The following is a 14,478-nucleotide window of genomic DNA, read 5'->3' on the forward strand; positions in this document are numbered from 1 at the left end:
AGGATCTGTCCCCTCCCCTTTCATTTTGATAGATACAAAGAGTGTTCAAAAATCCGGATCAACGCCAGTTCATGACTTTCCGGATTTGTGCTGAGTCGTTTCCAATCCGACTTATCCCGAAATCGTGCTGCGGTGGATTCCTCCAGATATGCCAGCTTGAAGTCTAGTTGTGTGGGCTGGTCAGGCAGCATTTCCATCGTCCATTCCCTGAGCTCCCCGGAGCTTTCGTCCCGATACAAAAGCTCCATACTAAAACCAACCACGTGATGAATCATAGGCTCGCTACCAGACACCTCGTAAGCAGGAAAACCGGTTTCCATTTCCTTTTCGCCAAGCAATCCTGAAATGGCCGGAGCAGTTAGCCTTTTCCGGTAAAGCACCGGACCCGATACCCCGGCATCGTCGTGGGGCCAGTGCACAAAATAGACACATCCCATCAGATCACCCGGATTCGATTCATCCTCTTCATAAGCATTCATCACTTTCAGAAACGCAATTTTATCAGAGTGAGGATCGTCCTCGCTTGAAATAATCAATGAGCTATCCGGTAAGCGTGTTGATAATTCATTATCGAAGAAATCAGCAAACGATCGAATCTGCGCGATCGAGTTTACAGCCCGTTGCGCTCTCGTGTAATCGGAGGTCGATTGCCCGATCAGAGAAACCAACGCGAGAATCACCACAGAGCTAACCGCCATCGCACAAAGAAGCTCGATGAGAGTAAACCCTCTATCTCTGGGCGATGATACTACAAACGCAGTATATTTGTCACCCTCCGACCTCAAAACGCACCTCCTCTGGAGCGCACATATTGATAACGGTAAACGTCCCGCGCGGACACGGCGGACTTAGCCGGGTGCGCAACCTCAATCCGCATCAACGAAAATCCCCCTTTGGGATGAACTCGTCGGTTCTCAACCTGCCCATACCTTTCCGCCGAGACTTTTACGACATACACCGCTTCGGTATTCTCCAATGATTTTTCAAATGCCTGATCATTTCCTTCTTCCAAAAATTTCCCTTCCTTATCAAACAGCAGGATGGCAGAAGACGTTTCTCCGGCGCCTTCCGGAAACTTGAAATCCGCTGAAATAAAACTCTTATGCATCGGCTCCGCCCATTTTGCCGAAATCTCCTGTTGGATCTTTCTTACAATCCAAGCACTTCGGGTATCGGCTTCCGCTTGGGATCGCGACCGACTGGTAACCCCGGTAGCAGCAATGATTATCGGCACAACGAATGCTACAACCGCTATCGCAATAACCACCTCCATCAAGGTCATCCCCTGCGCCCTGATGGAAAGGTATTTACGCACGATTTTCATCTCTGGCTGATCGATCGTGTTCTGCCCGTAAGTCGATTTACCCGCAGCAAACTAAATACAGATTTGCCGTTACTCTGGTGAGTGAACTGCAATCCGGCCCCTTTTCGCACTGCCTCCGCAATTCCGATATCAAGTGATTCCCCTTGTTTTGGAAAAACGATCTGACCATTCGAAGCGAAAACCATCAGGTGACAGAGAAAGCTGCCGTTCCCGGTTTCGACGGTTACCTTTTCAGCGGCATCCATCATTGTGTTCCTCGGTGGATCAAGATCTGCTCCCGGAACGAAGTGTAAATTTTTCGGTAAGGTTCGCCACCTTTGCAATAAAACCGCTTTTCCGTCGGATCCAACCACGGGGACGTAACCACTTTCTTTCCTCACGACGGACAGCAGTGAAATAGCTCTAGCGCCCACATCATCCCCACTCTCCAAAGTAGGTATGATGACAGCTGTGGCTATCCCACTGGATACGGCTTTTGCACGCGCCTGTCGTAGGTGAGCTTTAATAAGTTCCCGCGCCGATGTGCCCGCTGCATAGGAACTGTCCGTGAAAATCGGGGCAGCTGCAAAAATCAAAATGGATAGTAATGAAATAACCGCCAGCAGCTCTACAAAGGTAAAACCCGTGGACTTATTCGTCCCGAACCTTCTGTATTTTTTCTCTTCTAACTGTCCAGAATGCTTCATCTCAACTCCACCTTGATCGTAGAGAATGCTAAAATCTAACAGTCGAGTAAATAAGAAAACCTTTCCATCGGCACGGTAAGGTTCTGTCTCTTACCTATCTCACAATCAAGATGCAGATCATCATCTCTCTATGGATTGGAAATTCTCTCAGTCTCCCACTACCCCGCGGAGCAGTTAGGAATGAGATGACGGAGAGTAGGGTTCACTCTCAATCTAGGTTTTCCCCGATGACCTGACAGAGCTTTGCGCTCAGAATATTGCAGTTATGAATTCCTTCTAAGACGTTTAACTGGAAGAATTATATATAGGAACACGCGATTGATATCGCAGAACAAATCCTGGTTTCAGTGGAATCCCGTATTCAGAATTGATTGGAACGAAAATGTTCCCGGATCTCCTCCGAAAATCCAGGACACCCCCAAAAAGCGTCGGCGCTGGTATGAGTGGTCGTATAAGAATCGGAGTCCTTCAAAAGAGACCCTTACAGAGCAAAGGATGGCGCCACGCAAGACTAAGAAGGGCGATTACGGAATGCTTCTCATGCAGCACGGCGATGGCACCGCCCACCTCAAGCCCGAGCATTTCCTCGCCACACTTTACGGCAGGCAGAACGAGCCGGACTTCGCGACTGGCTCCTCCCGATGCTGATGAACGGGCAGGTGCGGATGGGTTAAACACCAATGGCAGAGCAGACCTCAGCTGCGGTTCAGGCTTGTTATTGTGAGATTAAAAAAATAAAATTTTGTTTGAAAGACCAATGCCCACACCAACCCAATTGATCGCATGCCTAGGACCAGAAGGAAGCTTTAGTCATGAATTCGCGATGAAGCATTTCGGCGAAGATTACCAGTTTCGCTGTGTTGATGGAGATTTTTCTGAGGTTGTTTCCTTAGTTGGAGAAGGGACATGCTCTTACGCGGTGATTCCTTTTCTGAATTCCAATGGAGTTGATGTCAGACCTGCTCAAATAGCTATCGGGCAAAGCAGGGACTGGATCTGGATCGAGGGTTGTTATTCTCATTTGGTAACCCACAACGTAGTCGTAACTCCACATTTCAAGGAGCTGAAGAAGGTGATATCGAAGGAGCAAGTTTTCCCACAGTGCACGACTTGGCTCCAACAATGGCAAGGGCTTGTCTGCGAGAATGCTCCAAGCACCTCTGCTGCTCTTCGGAATTTATTGAAAGCACCAATAGAGGAACAGAGAGTTTCTGGCGCGATTTGCAACTTATTGGCATATAAGCTCTACGGAGGAAAAATGCTGCATCCAAAAATCGAAAACCCCCGGAACACCACACTTTTTTTAGTGATCGCTAAGGAGAAGGTTCCACGCGATCAAGAACAGGTGCTAATTTGCCTCACCTGCCCGACTGAGCAGTGCTACAAACAGGCAATTTCTGAATTTGCAATAGCCAGGTTTCCACTAAAGTTTTCAAGCTTGAAGGGTGAATTTTCAGAACATATGCCGTGTTTTTTGCAGTTCGAAAATACGGGATCTCCAGACGAATTGGAGTTACTTCTAGCTAAACCCCACCGACATTTGATTGGTGCCTATGCTACGAAAAACAGTTTATCAACTTGCATTGCATCCTTTTTTGACGAAGATTATTGACGGAACTGGCCGACATGATTACTTCGTCGCAGATTTCAAACACACTACCCCATGAGCAATCGTAGCCAATTTTCCCTTGAAGTTGCCCAAATGGGCAAGGTCTGGGTAGCCTCGTTGTCGCTATTCGGGATCTCCGTTATCGGAGCGACTCAAGCAGCAGCGATCGAAGCTGTCATGGAAGCCTTTAAAACACACGCTCTAGCTGGAGATCCCAGCGATTACATTAGAGAGTCGTGCGAAGCCTGTAATTGATGAGTCTAGAATAATTTCTAGCCATAGGCGATAGCAGCTTCTGTGTCTCCGTCGCAGGCAAACAAACCGCGCCTTTGATATTCTCAAACAGAAGTTCTTCGGCGCCGGAGGCCGGGAAAAAGTTGGAGAAAACTACGAGGAATGGGGAATCAAGATGCCTCGATAACTCGCAGTAGAGTCAAAACCTCGAAAGCCTTTTCCGCATCACCATCCGTCAATCCAAGAGTGGGATTAGTGAACACACACTGTCTGCTACCAAGTATCGATTCGATTGCCATTCGTTTCGCCGTCGATCACCACCCATCGCACTACGTCTGGATTTGAATCTAGCCACGCCTTGATTTCCAGCCCCCCGACGGTAGAGAGGAGAAACAGTTGGATCTGTGCGAGTGTCAGCAGTTACATCCAAAGCCAGCGATTCGGGGAAACCGTTTTGCGCTAATTGTCGATTCCAGACGCGATTGGGTGCGGGGAAGGCGAGAACCCCGACCGAGACGAGGTAACCAAAAGGTAACCAGCCAAGAACGGCTATTCCCGCTTCTCACTGGCGCACATCGGGAGATTCACAAAAGCAGGCCTAAATTGCTGCAAGTTCTTTAACTATAAGGGAAAGATGGCGGAGGGGGTGGGATTCGAACCCACGGAACCTTTCGGCTCTCCAGTTTTCAAGACTGGCGCAATCGACCACTCTACCACCCCTCCGTTGGGATGTTCCGTGTGGAATCGGGAACCGATATGCAACGGGATTTGACGCGTTTCAAGTCAAATCCCGTTACTTTGTAATTTTTACCAATCCGTGCCGAGTCCCTTTGCTGCGGCGAGCTCCAAGAGCTCCGGGCGCATTGGCCACTCGTCGCAGCGCTCGCTTACAGCGTGGCGGTTGCTTGCACCTTTTAGCGTCATGCAGCCAGTGTTATCACCGATCTGGCGAATCGACTCCACTTCCTCTACGGTAAAGCGAACGTCTGGCATTTTGCCGAAGGCGCGGATTTTGTCCTCGATGAGGCGGGCATTTTCACCGGCTTCTTGAATAAAGGTCGGGACAACGCACTCGACCGGATTCTGGCTAAGATTCCAGATGCTGGCGAATTCGATCAGACTGAGGTTGTATTTCTCGGCAAGCGGTCGCATTTTCTCGACCTTTTCCATACCACGTTTCACCCAGCCTTCCGGGCGGTAGGTGCGGTGGTCACCCGGCTTGAACACGTGGTCCGGCCCGCCTAGATCGTCGTGGAATACACCGCCATAATCGACAACCCGGGTAAGGACTTTGATGTCTTTCTCGATACAGGTATCAAGCAGCAGATTCGATGGCCATGGCTCAAGGGGATTGAGAATCAGCATCGACCAATCAATCACCTCGCCGAATTTTTCAAAGAAATGCAGAAGATCGAGTGTAAAGCCGTTGGCCGGGCCGGGAGCCATGCCGAGCTGCTTGGTCACGCCAGCCTCCTTCGCGCCAGCCATTGCCTCCCAGAGTGTCCCGGAGGTGTAGCCGATGTTGTCCGGGTTGTGCAGCATGAGTAGATCGAAGTGATCGGTGCCACACCGTTCCAGAGAAAGAGAGGTGGCACGTTTCACAAACTCCTCGTAGCCCTCGGGACCGCGGAGCTCCGGATCTGTGAAGCGCGGATAACCCTGGCTACCTTTGCGTTGACCCTCGTAAAAATCGTGCCCGATCATCCCGACGAGAGCGTATTCCGAGCGGTCTATCCCTTTCAGTGCGACTCCCAGGAGCTCATCCGCTTTTCCATTTCCATACACGTCAGAGGTGACGAAGGTGCGGATACCGGACTCGAATGCCGTTTGTATGCAGCCGATGAAGCGTTCCTCCGAAAGGGTTTCTCCAAAGTGCATGAAGCGGCCTCCGCTCCAGGTTCCGTAGGCTGTATTCGTGATTTCCATAATAAATAATAATTTCTTACGAGTTGTTTCTGCGGGAGCTTCCACTTCGGAAGCCTATTTCCGCAAGTAGGAATCCAAGGCAGAGCAAATGAGGCGAAGATAATGCGAAAACGCGCAATGTGCAGATCACATGGATTCGAATAGTGCGAGCTGGTTGCGGGCGCGAATGAGATTGTGATCCGGATAAGTGGTTTTGAAATAAATGTCTCCGGCCAGATAATCGGCAAGAAAACGGCATGCGAGCTCCAGCGTGATGACTTTTACAGAATCCGGCAGTAGCTCTTTTTCCTTATCTGTGAGGAAACTGGAGGCTGTGGAAAGGTAGCCGGCGGTCAGGGCCTCGTTGAGAGCGGGATCGAGGAAGATCTTGTCGGAATCACTTTCATCTTCATCCGCGCTTGCTGCCGCAGAGCGGACAAGATCGCCAAAATCAAAAAGAGCGAGTCCCGGCATGACGGTATCGAGATCAATCACCACAGGAGCCAGCCCCGGATTGATAGGGAAAAGGATGTTCGAGATTTTTGTGTCGTTGTGGGTGACGCGTAGTGGGAGATCCGCATCGGTGAGGCGATGTGCCAATGATTCGTTGGCGAGGATCTTATCGAGTTCCGCGCGAGCCGCGGTCAGGCGGTTGGCGGGATCCTCCTTTGCCACCTTGATGAGTTTGGCCAGATAGGTCGGCGTATGATGGAAGGCCGGGATCGTTTCATGAAGCCGGGACGCATCCAGATCCACGAGGTCTGCTTGAAACTTCCCGAAGGCGGCCGCGGCACGGAATGCCAGCTCTGGAGAGTTGATTTTCATATACGACTCTGTGTTTTCCAGAAAAGGATAACAGCGCCAGAGCGCACCATCGCTTGTCGTCAGCCAATCCCTGCCGTCCTTTGTGGGGATGAGTGAGAGCTGGGTGCCGGGGTCACCTTGCTTTCCAGAAAGGTGGCTTGTAACGAGCCGGATATTTTCCATGACCTGCCCGGGTTGTTTGAAAACAAACGGATTGATCGCCTGAAGGATGAACCGCTCGCCACCGGCACAGGTCAGCAAATGGGTCGCATTGATCAAGCCTGTGGGAATTTCCTCGTGGGTGGATAAGTGACTGGGCAAGGCAAAACGGGAGGCGATTTCCGGCAGGTTCATGTATCGGTGGGAGAAATGAGTGGTTGAGCGGTGGCGTCGCAAAGCTTAGGCATAGGCAACGATATGAAACGAAAACTTTTCACACGCAGACGCCTTTTGCAGCTAGGTATCGGCGCGGTCGCGGCCGGTGGAGCGACTCTTGGCCACACTTTTTTTGTGGAACCGTTTTGGCTGGAAATAGTGGAGAGAAAGCTGCCTGTGAAGCGTTTGCCTGAGAATCTGAAAGGGAGAACCCTGGTTCAAATCAGCGATATTCATGCGTCAGGAAGAGTGTCCGGGGAATTTCTGCTGGAAAGCTTCAAAAAGGTTTCTGAAATGAAGCCGGACATCGTCGTCTACACAGGGGATTTCGTTACTCTGGATGAAGAGACCGAAAGGCAGATGGAGCGTATTTTCCCTCATTTACCGGTAGGCAGCATGGGCACAGCCGCGATTCTGGGGAACCATGATTATGGGGTGAATTGGCAGGAAGAAGCGTGGGCCCGGAAGATCATTTCCGCATTGGAGGCAAGGAATATTCCTGTCTTGCGCAATCAGGTTCTGGAGATTGCCGGCTTGCAGATCGTGGGAATAGATGATGTCTGGGCAGGAAAATTCCAACCAGAGAAAGCTTTCGCCGAAATGGAAAAGTCCCGGGCAGCTATCGTTCTTTCGCATAATCCCGACACCGTGGATACGGACGGCTGGGGAGATTACAGCGGGTGGATCCTGAGCGGGCACACTCATGGAGGACAATGCAAGCCGCCCTTTTTGCCGCCGCCGTTGCTGCCTGTTCTGAACCGGCGCTACACGGCTGGACATATTCCACTCAACGACGGGCGCGATCTCTATATCAACCGGGCACTGGGCTACCTGCACCAGGTTCGCTTCAACGTGCGTCCGGAAGTGACGGTTTTCGAGCTCTGCTAAATGCCGCGGGCTCCAGCTAATGCCCACTGCGCTCTGCAAAAATCAGGACGCCGCTAGCGGTTTGGAGCGTGGTAATAACCACCACATCGACAGAATTCCCTATCTCCGCCACTGCCTGGTTTACTACGATCATCGTGCCGTCTGGCAAATAGCCGACCGCTTGATGATCTTCTTTTCCCGGCCTGACGAGAGCCACACGGAGCCGGTCGCCCACCCCGACAGTCGGGCGCAACGCGAGATCAAGATCGTGGAGGTTAAGCACCGAAACGCCTTGGAGCTTCGCGACCTTTGTCAAACTATCGTCGAGAGTGAGTAGTCTTGCTCCAAAGAACTTCGCGGTTTCGATAAGCCTTGCGTGCAGCGTCACGGCACCCGGAGAGGTTTTTCCCTCGTGCAGGGATATCTGGATCTCGGGAGAAGCCTGCATCTTTTCCAGGTTTGCCAGGCCTCGCTCAGCCCGCTGCCGCAAACCATTTCCACCCTCGTTTGCCATCGTTTGAATCTCCTCGAGGACAAACTGGGCAACGATCAGGCGGGCGCTCAGAAAGCCCGAGCTGATAAGGCTCGTCACCCGCCCATCCATTACAGTTTCCGCATCGAGCACAATCGGCTGGCCGGAGCTGGCATCCTCACGAAAGCGGACATAGGGAATGATAAACGCGAAGTCGTCACGGTTGCCGCGCAGGGCCAGCACCGTGCCAAGAAAGCCGAGGCTTGCGAAAAGCGTTACATCCAGAGCAAGGCGGAGAGAATTGACCAAGGTCTCGCCATACTCCGTGCGCTCCACCTTATCCCTGAAAGCGAGCTCCAGGAGATTGGAGATATCTACCCGGGTGAGCAGCCACGCACAGAAAAGACCGACACCCAGGCCGAAAGTCGCAGTTGAGAACCCACGCAAGGTGAAGCTCTCCATCGTTTTCTCGATCCCGATGAAAATCACTCCAATTGCCAAGCCCACAAGTAAGCCTGCCGTGAGTGATAACTCAATGGTGGTGCCCTTGGTGCTTAGCGCGATAGCCACGCCCGCAGCCTGGCATACAAGCAGATAGATCAGGCGGGCGACATTGACGGATGGATTGGTCATTGGGGTCTGGTTATGCTCCCAACGGCGAGCCCCCTCGACAAGCTGAAACGGCAAGTAACTCCAGTAAGCCTCCAAATACTCCTCTAACGATCCGATGGGCTGATAGATAATAGAAGCAATCCCGCAGCTACCAATCGTCGCTCTCGCCGGCCGATAGCTTCTCCCGGTATTTTATTAATGAATGGCTCCCGGCCAAAATTAATAAACACTAAGCATCCTGCTCATCCACCGTATCCTTGATGTCCGTAAGCGCAGCAATGAAGTCTCCGAGAATTTCAGCAGGAACCATGATTGTATCCCGGTTTCCATTCACATCTTCTGTGATTTTAACCACCATTCCCCGGGAATTTTGCTTTAAATCCAAAAAGAAGGTTTTTCTATCCGATAAAATCTTTTCCGTATGCAATAAATCACTTTCCACTAGACTAAATTGGTTGTTATTCGCTCCCAGCATTGATCCGTGTGTTTGATTGTCAAACCAATTCCTGAGCCCATATATATGCGTGATTTTCTACCAGCCGATATCCCCGCCCTAGTTCTAGCGCCCATGCAGGATGTGACCGATCTGCCTTTCATGCGTGTGCTCGGTAGGCGGAGTTTGCCGGACTGGTTTGTGACTGAATATTTCCGCGTTCATCCAGACTCAAAATTGAATAAGTATATCCTGAGGTCGATATGTGAAAATGAGACGGACCGCCCCATATTTGCACAAATGATCGGACGGGATATCCCTAATCTTGTGCGCTCGGCAAAGGAGCTCTCCCAATACCCGATCGCGGGAATCGACCTGAATCTCGGTTGCCCGGCTCCTGTGGTTTGCCGTAAGGACGCAGGCGGTGGGTTGTTACGGCAACCGGAAAAAATCCGGGAAATTCTTGGGGCGCTCCGCGAAGCGATTCCGGGGCGTTTCACGGTCAAAACCCGGTTAGGTTATTATGACGCAGAGGAATTCCAGTCTCTACTGGAGATTTTCAGAAGTCATGAAATCGACGGCTTGACGATCCATGGCCGCACTGTGCTGGATCGATACCAGACTCCCGTCAGGCCTCCCGGGGTGAAACTCGCCGTCGATACGATGGCGTGTCCGGTGATTGCCAATGGAAACGTGGTCGATGTGGAAACCGGGCTATCCTTTCATCGTAAAACCAATGCCGCCGGCTTGATGGTGGGCCGTGGAGCTATAAGAAATCCATGGATCTTCGGCCAGCTACAAGCTGCTTTCCGTGGCGAGACATTCAAAACGATCACCCATCAGGATCTATCGGAATACATTGCGGAACTTTCCGAAGAGCTCGCGCGGGAGTCGGTTTCCTATGATCCGGTGCTGCACATTCAGCGGATGAAAAAAACGCTGATTTATATCAGCGAAGGTATTGATCCGGAATTCGAGCACGGAGTGCGCAGGATGAAAACCCAAACCGAATTCCAAGCGCTTTGCGATCAATATCTCAGCAACAAAAATCCGCTACCGATACTTCCTTCCCGTGATTCCAGAATTTTCTGCGGGTTTGGAGATCTGATTGATCACTGAGCAGGTGGTCATTGCCGGACCATTCTACAAAAAACGCGCGAAGTGAAGCCTCACCGCGCGCGTTTTCTGATGAAAATTCCGAAAAACTCCGGGATTAAAGAAGCATGAGAGCCGGGTTCTCGATGAGCTTCTTGACTTCCGCAAGGAAAGTTGCAGCTACGGCTCCATCGACCACACGGTGATCTGCGGAGAGGCCGATGTTCATACGCAAGCCCGGGACAATCTGGCCGTTTTTGACGACTGGCTTCTCAATCGCGCCGCCGACAGACAAGATAGCTGCTTGTGGTGGATTGACGATCGCATCAAAGGACTCGATTCCCCACGCGCCCAGATTGGAAACGGTGATCGTTCCACCGTCGAATTCCGCTGGCTTGAGTTTCTTCTCCTTCGCACGTCCGGCAAAGTCTTTGACGGCACGCGAGATGGCGAGGAGGGATTTGCTTTCAGCCTCTTTGATTACCGGTGTAACAAGGCCGTCTTCCACAGCGATGGCGACAGAAAGACCGACGTGCTTGAACTTGACGATGTGATCACCCGCGAATGACGCGTTGATAGCCGGAACAGTCCCAGCAGCATTGATGGTGGCTTTGAGAATGAAATCGTTGACCGAGTATTTGTTGCCATGGGTTTTCTCGGCTTGGTCGTTGACCTGTTTGCGGAGAGCCATAAGCGGCGCCGCATCAACTTCCACATGGAGGTAGAAGTGCGGAATAGTCGTTTTGGAAGTCAGCAAGCGAGAGGCGATAACTTTACGCATGGAGGAAAGCTCGATGCGCTCGTCCCCTTCTTTGGCAACTGGCTGAATGGCGGCTGCTGGAGCGGCAGCGGCCGGCGTGGATGCGGCGGCGCCCGATGTGCGGGCTTTGACTGCCTCCGAGAGCTTTGCTGCCGCGGTTGCCGCAGGAGAAGGAGATTTCGTCGCCGGGGCGTCGGAAGCAGCCTGCTTGACATCAGCTTCCACGATGCGACCCGCAGGACCTGTGCCGGATACATTGGCGAGATCCACGCCCAATTCGGCGGCGACTTTGCGGGCCAATGGTGAAGATTTTATCCGGCTTCCATCGGAAGACGCAGACGCAGGTGCGGCCGATTCCGAACGGGCTTCCACCCGCTCTTCGGAAGCCTGCTCTTGTGCGGCGGCAGGTTTTTCAGATGTTTCCGCAGCCGGAGCGGAGGATGATGACGAGCCACCGGAAGCAGCACCACTGCTATCGCCATCGAGAACGGCAAGAACACCGCCGATTACTGCTTTATCGCCTTCCTGAACGCGGATTTCTGTAAGTGTGCCTTCATCGAAAGCTTCCATTTCCATGGTGGCCTTGTCGGTTTCGACTTCTGCGAGAATATCGCCGATTTCAACGGTATCTCCGACTTGTTTGTGCCATTTGATGAGGGTGCCCTCGGTCATTGTGTCCGAGAGCTTGGGCATTTCGATGTTTACTGACATGATATGGGAAAAAGGTGGTTCTACGGGGAGAGAATGGGAGATGAGCCGGGGATTTCCAGCCCTTTTTGCAATATAGGGAAAACAATAAGGCGCGGAGGGCATGAGCCGTCCGCGCCTGAGAGTAAAGAATATGAAGCAGCCGCTTTATTCAGCGAGCTTTCTCATGGTTGGAACGAGGCCGATGTTCGGGCTGCCAACAGGGCCTTGGGCAGTCGCCATTTTAAGGAAAGCGTCGGAACTGGTGCCACAGCAGTCTTTCTTCGGGCAGTAATAGCGCACGCACTGGTTGCAACGGACGCGGACTTTCTTGGTCACCGTCTTATAGCGCGGAACCTTTTTTTCGATGGTCTGAACCATCCCGCCTTTTCCGCTTTTGGAATCGCCGGGAGTATAGACTTCCTCCACTACAGTGTCATAGCCACAGGTTTTTACCTGCTTGGTCTCAGTGCGATAACCAGCTGTGGAGCTAGGCATGCCGAACATGGAGCAGCATGAGGAGAACCCGAGGGAAAGGGCAACAAGGGTCAGGAGGCTAAGGAGTTTTTTCATCAGTGTGTGTTTTTAATTTGATCGGTATTAGAATAAGCAGCAGCAGGAGGCAGCGGCAAATGAGGCAATGGTCAGGATGGCTAGTGTGGCTATGCGTCGCAACATGATTACAGACTATGAAAAGGTCCGGCCTTGGCAATAGAATTTTATACCGAAGCCTATGGAAATGCTTGGTTACGCGCTGGACTGGGAGCGTCCCGTCATACATTTTTTAAAAAATGACGGATGAGGAATGGATGGAGCTGGCCTTGGCAGAGGCATGGAAAGGCGTGGGTAAAACTGCTCCCAATCCACCCGTGGGGGCGGTGATCGTAAAAGAAGGCATTTTGCTCGGTGCGGGGTGGCATCGTAAAGCCGGCCTTCCGCACGCCGAGGTCGAGGCCATATCCGATGCCACCGCAAAACATGGTAAAGCCGCGCTCCGGGGGGCGACAGCCTACGTCACTTTGGAGCCATGTTCCACGGTCGGGCGCACCCCTGCCTGCACTTCCGGGCTTATCGATGCCGGCATCTCACGCGTGGTCTATGCTTGTGAGGATCCTAATCCCGCACATGCGGGGGCTGCCGATGGAGTGCTGCGCGCGGCAGGGATCCGGGTAACCTCCGGCATTCTCAGGGAGAAATGCGAAATTGTCCTCAGGCCGTTTTCCAAGGTCCAGCGCTACGGATTGCCCTGGGTGATGTGGAAATGTGCGATGTCACTCGACGGAAAAATCACCCGTCCCGAGGGAGAAGGCCAATGGTTGAGCGGTGAGGAATCCCGCGCAGACGTCCAGAGACTAAGAAGCGGCGTGGACGCGATCCTCACCAGCGGCCAAACCGTCAGACGCGATAATCCGGCGCTCACCATCCGGCAGCCAGAGCTGCTGGAAGGGCGCGACCAGCCCTGGCGGGTGGTGGTGACCGATCAACCGGAAACCATGCCAGCGCACGCCCCCCTTTTTTCCGATCAATGGAAACAACGGACATTGATCCGGAGCCGTGCGGATCGGGAAGGCATGCTCCGCAGGTTGGTTACCGAGCAGGGGGTGATGTCTGTTATGCTGGAGGCCGGAGGGAAGTTCTCGGCATCGATGTTTTATGCAGGATTGGTCGATGAGGTGGTCATTTATTATGCGCCAATGCTATGTGGGGGGACGATTCCCGCCTTGGCTGGCGAGAGTTTTCCGAAATCCATTGCCGTTACCGATATTACCATCGAGAGCTTTGGCAGCGATTTCAGATTACGCGGATTGGTTAAAAAATAGAGGAATGATATGAGTGAAACTTTTTTTAAAATAAAGCATGCCAATGTATGGCGAGGCGATGTGCTGGCACTGCGGGATCTTTCCCTCTCCCTGGCCACAGATCAAAGCGTGGCGATCCTAGGTGCGAATGGCGCGGGAAAAAGCAGCCTTCTCAAGCTAATGACCGGAGAAGTGCGGGCGGAGGCCAGGCCGCAAACCTCCTGCGAACTCTTCGGCGAGCGCCAGTGGAACCTGGAAGAGCTAAGGCATCGGATCGGGCTCGTGATGCCCGAAGAGGTCGCGCGCTTTCTGCCGGATGAAATCGCCGCAGATGTGGTGCTTTCGGCCTTCCGTGGCGCCTATGGGCGGACTGGTGACATGCGTTTCAAAGCTGCGGAGAAGGCACGCGCGTCCCAGGCAATGGAAGACGTGGGAGTCACCGAGCTTGCAGGCCGATGCTTCGGCCAACTCTCTTCCGGGGAGAAACGGCGGTTCCTGATCGCTCGTTCCCTGGTTCACAGCCCGGAAGTTCTCGTTCTTGATGAGCCATCGACGGCGCTCGATTTTGCGGCAAGGCTGGCCATGCTTGAGCGCCTCCGGACCGTCGCACAAGGCTCGGGCACGATCGTTCTCGTGACACACGACCCGGGCGAAATCATGCCGGAGATTGAGCGGGTCATTCTTCTGCGGGCCGGCGAAATCATTGCAGACGGGCCGAAGCGACAGGTGCTGAAATCCGATGTGCTCAGCGAGCTCTATGGGATGAAACTCCGCCTCACTTGGTCGAAGGGCTGGGGCATCGTGCGCCCGGCTTGA

Annotated in this window: 16 protein-coding genes and 1 tRNA gene; 7 read left to right on the forward strand and 10 right to left on the reverse strand. The window is 52.7% G+C overall.

Going from position 1 to position 14,478, the window contains the following annotated elements:
- Nucleotides 1-20: 20 nt before the first annotated feature.
- From ACFSSA_RS01885 to ACFSSA_RS01895, 3 genes are read right to left on the reverse strand one after another with little or no spacing between them, the layout of a single operon-like run.
- Complete coding sequence (locus tag ACFSSA_RS01885) at nucleotides 21-785, reverse strand: PilW family protein (protein WP_386818074.1); 765 nt, start codon at nucleotides 783-785, stop codon at nucleotides 21-23.
- On the reverse strand, nucleotides 782-1,315 hold the full coding sequence (locus ACFSSA_RS01890; RefSeq protein WP_386818075.1) for a type IV pilus modification PilV family protein: 534 nt from the start codon (nucleotides 1,313-1,315) through the stop codon (nucleotides 782-784). Before ACFSSA_RS01890 ends, ACFSSA_RS01885 begins: the two co-directional genes overlap by 4 nt.
- Nucleotides 1,316-1,320: 5 nt before the next feature.
- Complete coding sequence (locus ACFSSA_RS01895; RefSeq protein ID WP_386818076.1) at nucleotides 1,321-2,010, reverse strand: pilus assembly FimT family protein; 690 nt, start codon at nucleotides 2,008-2,010, stop codon at nucleotides 1,321-1,323.
- A 495-nt stretch (nucleotides 2,011-2,505) separates the two neighbouring features.
- Here ACFSSA_RS01895 and ACFSSA_RS01900 point away from each other — a divergent pair, with 495 nt between their 5' ends.
- The 3 genes from ACFSSA_RS01900 to ACFSSA_RS01910 all read left to right on the forward strand — a co-directional run bounded on the left by ACFSSA_RS01900 (nucleotide 2,506) and on the right by ACFSSA_RS01910 (nucleotide 3,874).
- Entirely contained in the window at nucleotides 2,506-2,658 is a 153-nt protein-coding gene (locus ACFSSA_RS01900) for a hypothetical protein (protein WP_386818077.1), read from the forward strand.
- Between the two features lie 109 nt (nucleotides 2,659-2,767).
- A complete protein-coding gene (locus ACFSSA_RS01905) occupies nucleotides 2,768-3,622 on the forward strand; it encodes a prephenate dehydratase domain-containing protein (protein WP_386818078.1) in 855 nt (284 codons plus the stop codon).
- Between the two features lie 51 nt (nucleotides 3,623-3,673).
- Nucleotides 3,674-3,874 carry a hypothetical protein gene (locus tag ACFSSA_RS01910; protein ID WP_386818079.1) on the forward strand — a complete coding sequence of 67 codons (201 nt, stop codon included), beginning with the start codon at nucleotides 3,674-3,676 and terminating at the stop codon, nucleotides 3,872-3,874.
- A gap of 614 nt (nucleotides 3,875-4,488) precedes the next feature.
- Here ACFSSA_RS01910 and ACFSSA_RS01915 read toward each other — a convergent pair.
- From ACFSSA_RS01915 to ACFSSA_RS01925, 3 genes are all read right to left on the reverse strand, one after another.
- Nucleotides 4,489-4,576 (reverse strand) — tRNA-Ser (locus ACFSSA_RS01915).
- Between the two features lie 84 nt (nucleotides 4,577-4,660).
- Complete coding sequence (locus ACFSSA_RS01920) at nucleotides 4,661-5,779, reverse strand: aldo/keto reductase (protein WP_386818080.1); 1,119 nt, start codon at nucleotides 5,777-5,779, stop codon at nucleotides 4,661-4,663.
- A 126-nt stretch (nucleotides 5,780-5,905) separates the two neighbouring features.
- Nucleotides 5,906-6,916 (reverse strand): phosphotransferase enzyme family protein, encoded by a 1,011-nt coding sequence (locus ACFSSA_RS01925; RefSeq protein WP_386818081.1) that lies wholly within the window; start codon nucleotides 6,914-6,916, stop codon nucleotides 5,906-5,908.
- 63 nt (nucleotides 6,917-6,979) lie between these two features.
- Here ACFSSA_RS01925 and ACFSSA_RS01930 point away from each other — a divergent pair, with 63 nt between their 5' ends.
- A complete protein-coding gene (locus tag ACFSSA_RS01930; RefSeq protein ID WP_386818082.1) occupies nucleotides 6,980-7,825 on the forward strand; it encodes a metallophosphoesterase in 846 nt (281 codons plus the stop codon).
- A 16-nt stretch (nucleotides 7,826-7,841) separates the two neighbouring features.
- On the opposite strand, the gene ACFSSA_RS01935 is transcribed toward ACFSSA_RS01930, so the two are convergent.
- The gene (locus ACFSSA_RS01935; protein WP_386818083.1) at nucleotides 7,842-8,909 is read right to left on the reverse strand and encodes a hypothetical protein; all 1,068 of its coding nucleotides are present in this window, start codon (nucleotides 8,907-8,909) and stop codon (nucleotides 7,842-7,844) included.
- A gap of 208 nt (nucleotides 8,910-9,117) precedes the next feature.
- On the reverse strand, nucleotides 9,118-9,363 hold the full coding sequence (locus tag ACFSSA_RS01940; RefSeq protein ID WP_386818084.1) for an RNA-binding protein: 246 nt from the start codon (nucleotides 9,361-9,363) through the stop codon (nucleotides 9,118-9,120).
- A gap of 45 nt (nucleotides 9,364-9,408) precedes the next feature.
- Between ACFSSA_RS01940 and ACFSSA_RS01945 the strand changes: the two genes are divergently transcribed.
- Nucleotides 9,409-10,440 (forward strand): tRNA-dihydrouridine synthase family protein, encoded by a 1,032-nt coding sequence (locus ACFSSA_RS01945; RefSeq protein WP_386818085.1) that lies wholly within the window; start codon nucleotides 9,409-9,411, stop codon nucleotides 10,438-10,440.
- A gap of 94 nt (nucleotides 10,441-10,534) precedes the next feature.
- On the opposite strand, the gene ACFSSA_RS01950 is transcribed toward ACFSSA_RS01945, so the two are convergent.
- Nucleotides 10,535-11,887, reverse strand: a complete 1,353-nt coding sequence (locus ACFSSA_RS01950) for a dihydrolipoamide acetyltransferase family protein (RefSeq protein WP_386818086.1) — start codon at nucleotides 11,885-11,887, stop codon at nucleotides 10,535-10,537.
- Nucleotides 11,888-12,031: 144 nt separating this feature from the next.
- Nucleotides 12,032-12,436, reverse strand: coding sequence for a hypothetical protein (locus ACFSSA_RS01955; RefSeq protein WP_386818087.1), 405 nt, complete (start codon nucleotides 12,434-12,436; stop codon nucleotides 12,032-12,034).
- A 218-nt stretch (nucleotides 12,437-12,654) separates the two neighbouring features.
- Here ACFSSA_RS01955 and ribD point away from each other — a divergent pair, with 218 nt between their 5' ends.
- Nucleotides 12,655-13,683, forward strand: a complete 1,029-nt coding sequence (gene ribD, locus ACFSSA_RS01960) for a bifunctional diaminohydroxyphosphoribosylaminopyrimidine deaminase/5-amino-6-(5-phosphoribosylamino)uracil reductase RibD (protein WP_386818088.1) — start codon at nucleotides 12,655-12,657, stop codon at nucleotides 13,681-13,683.
- 9 nt (nucleotides 13,684-13,692) lie between these two features.
- Nucleotides 13,693-14,478, forward strand: a complete 786-nt coding sequence (locus tag ACFSSA_RS01965) for an ABC transporter ATP-binding protein (RefSeq protein WP_386818089.1) — start codon at nucleotides 13,693-13,695, stop codon at nucleotides 14,476-14,478.

Source organism: Luteolibacter algae, assembly GCF_042683045.1.
In the GTDB taxonomy this organism is placed as follows: domain Bacteria; phylum Verrucomicrobiota; class Verrucomicrobiia; order Verrucomicrobiales; family Akkermansiaceae; genus Luteolibacter; species Luteolibacter algae.

Excerpts from the sequence above, each read along its gene's own strand:
- ACFSSA_RS01895 (WP_386818076.1), bottom strand. The coding sequence starts at position 2,010 with ATGAAGCATTCTGGACAGTTAGAAGAGAAAAAATACAGAAGGTTCGGG.
- ACFSSA_RS01900 (WP_386818077.1), top strand. The coding sequence starts at position 2,506 with ATGGCGCCACGCAAGACTAAGAAGGGCGATTACGGAATGCTTCTCATG.
- ACFSSA_RS01905 (WP_386818078.1), top strand. The coding sequence starts at position 2,768 with ATGCCCACACCAACCCAATTGATCGCATGCCTAGGACCAGAAGGAAGC.
- ACFSSA_RS01910 (WP_386818079.1), top strand. The coding sequence starts at position 3,674 with ATGAGCAATCGTAGCCAATTTTCCCTTGAAGTTGCCCAAATGGGCAAG.
- ACFSSA_RS01920 (WP_386818080.1), bottom strand. The coding sequence starts at position 5,779 with ATGGAAATCACGAATACAGCCTACGGAACCTGGAGCGGAGGCCGCTTC.
- ACFSSA_RS01925 (WP_386818081.1), bottom strand. The coding sequence starts at position 6,916 with ATGAACCTGCCGGAAATCGCCTCCCGTTTTGCCTTGCCCAGTCACTTA.
- ACFSSA_RS01930 (WP_386818082.1), top strand. The coding sequence starts at position 6,980 with ATGAAACGAAAACTTTTCACACGCAGACGCCTTTTGCAGCTAGGTATC.
- ACFSSA_RS01935 (WP_386818083.1), bottom strand. The coding sequence starts at position 8,909 with ATGACCAATCCATCCGTCAATGTCGCCCGCCTGATCTATCTGCTTGTA.
- ACFSSA_RS01940 (WP_386818084.1), bottom strand. The coding sequence starts at position 9,363 with ATGCTGGGAGCGAATAACAACCAATTTAGTCTAGTGGAAAGTGATTTA.
- ACFSSA_RS01945 (WP_386818085.1), top strand. The coding sequence starts at position 9,409 with ATGCGTGATTTTCTACCAGCCGATATCCCCGCCCTAGTTCTAGCGCCC.
- ACFSSA_RS01950 (WP_386818086.1), bottom strand. The coding sequence starts at position 11,887 with ATGTCAGTAAACATCGAAATGCCCAAGCTCTCGGACACAATGACCGAG.
- ACFSSA_RS01955 (WP_386818087.1), bottom strand. The coding sequence starts at position 12,436 with ATGAAAAAACTCCTTAGCCTCCTGACCCTTGTTGCCCTTTCCCTCGGG.
- ribD (WP_386818088.1), top strand. The coding sequence starts at position 12,655 with ATGACGGATGAGGAATGGATGGAGCTGGCCTTGGCAGAGGCATGGAAA.
- ACFSSA_RS01965 (WP_386818089.1), top strand. The coding sequence starts at position 13,693 with ATGAGTGAAACTTTTTTTAAAATAAAGCATGCCAATGTATGGCGAGGC.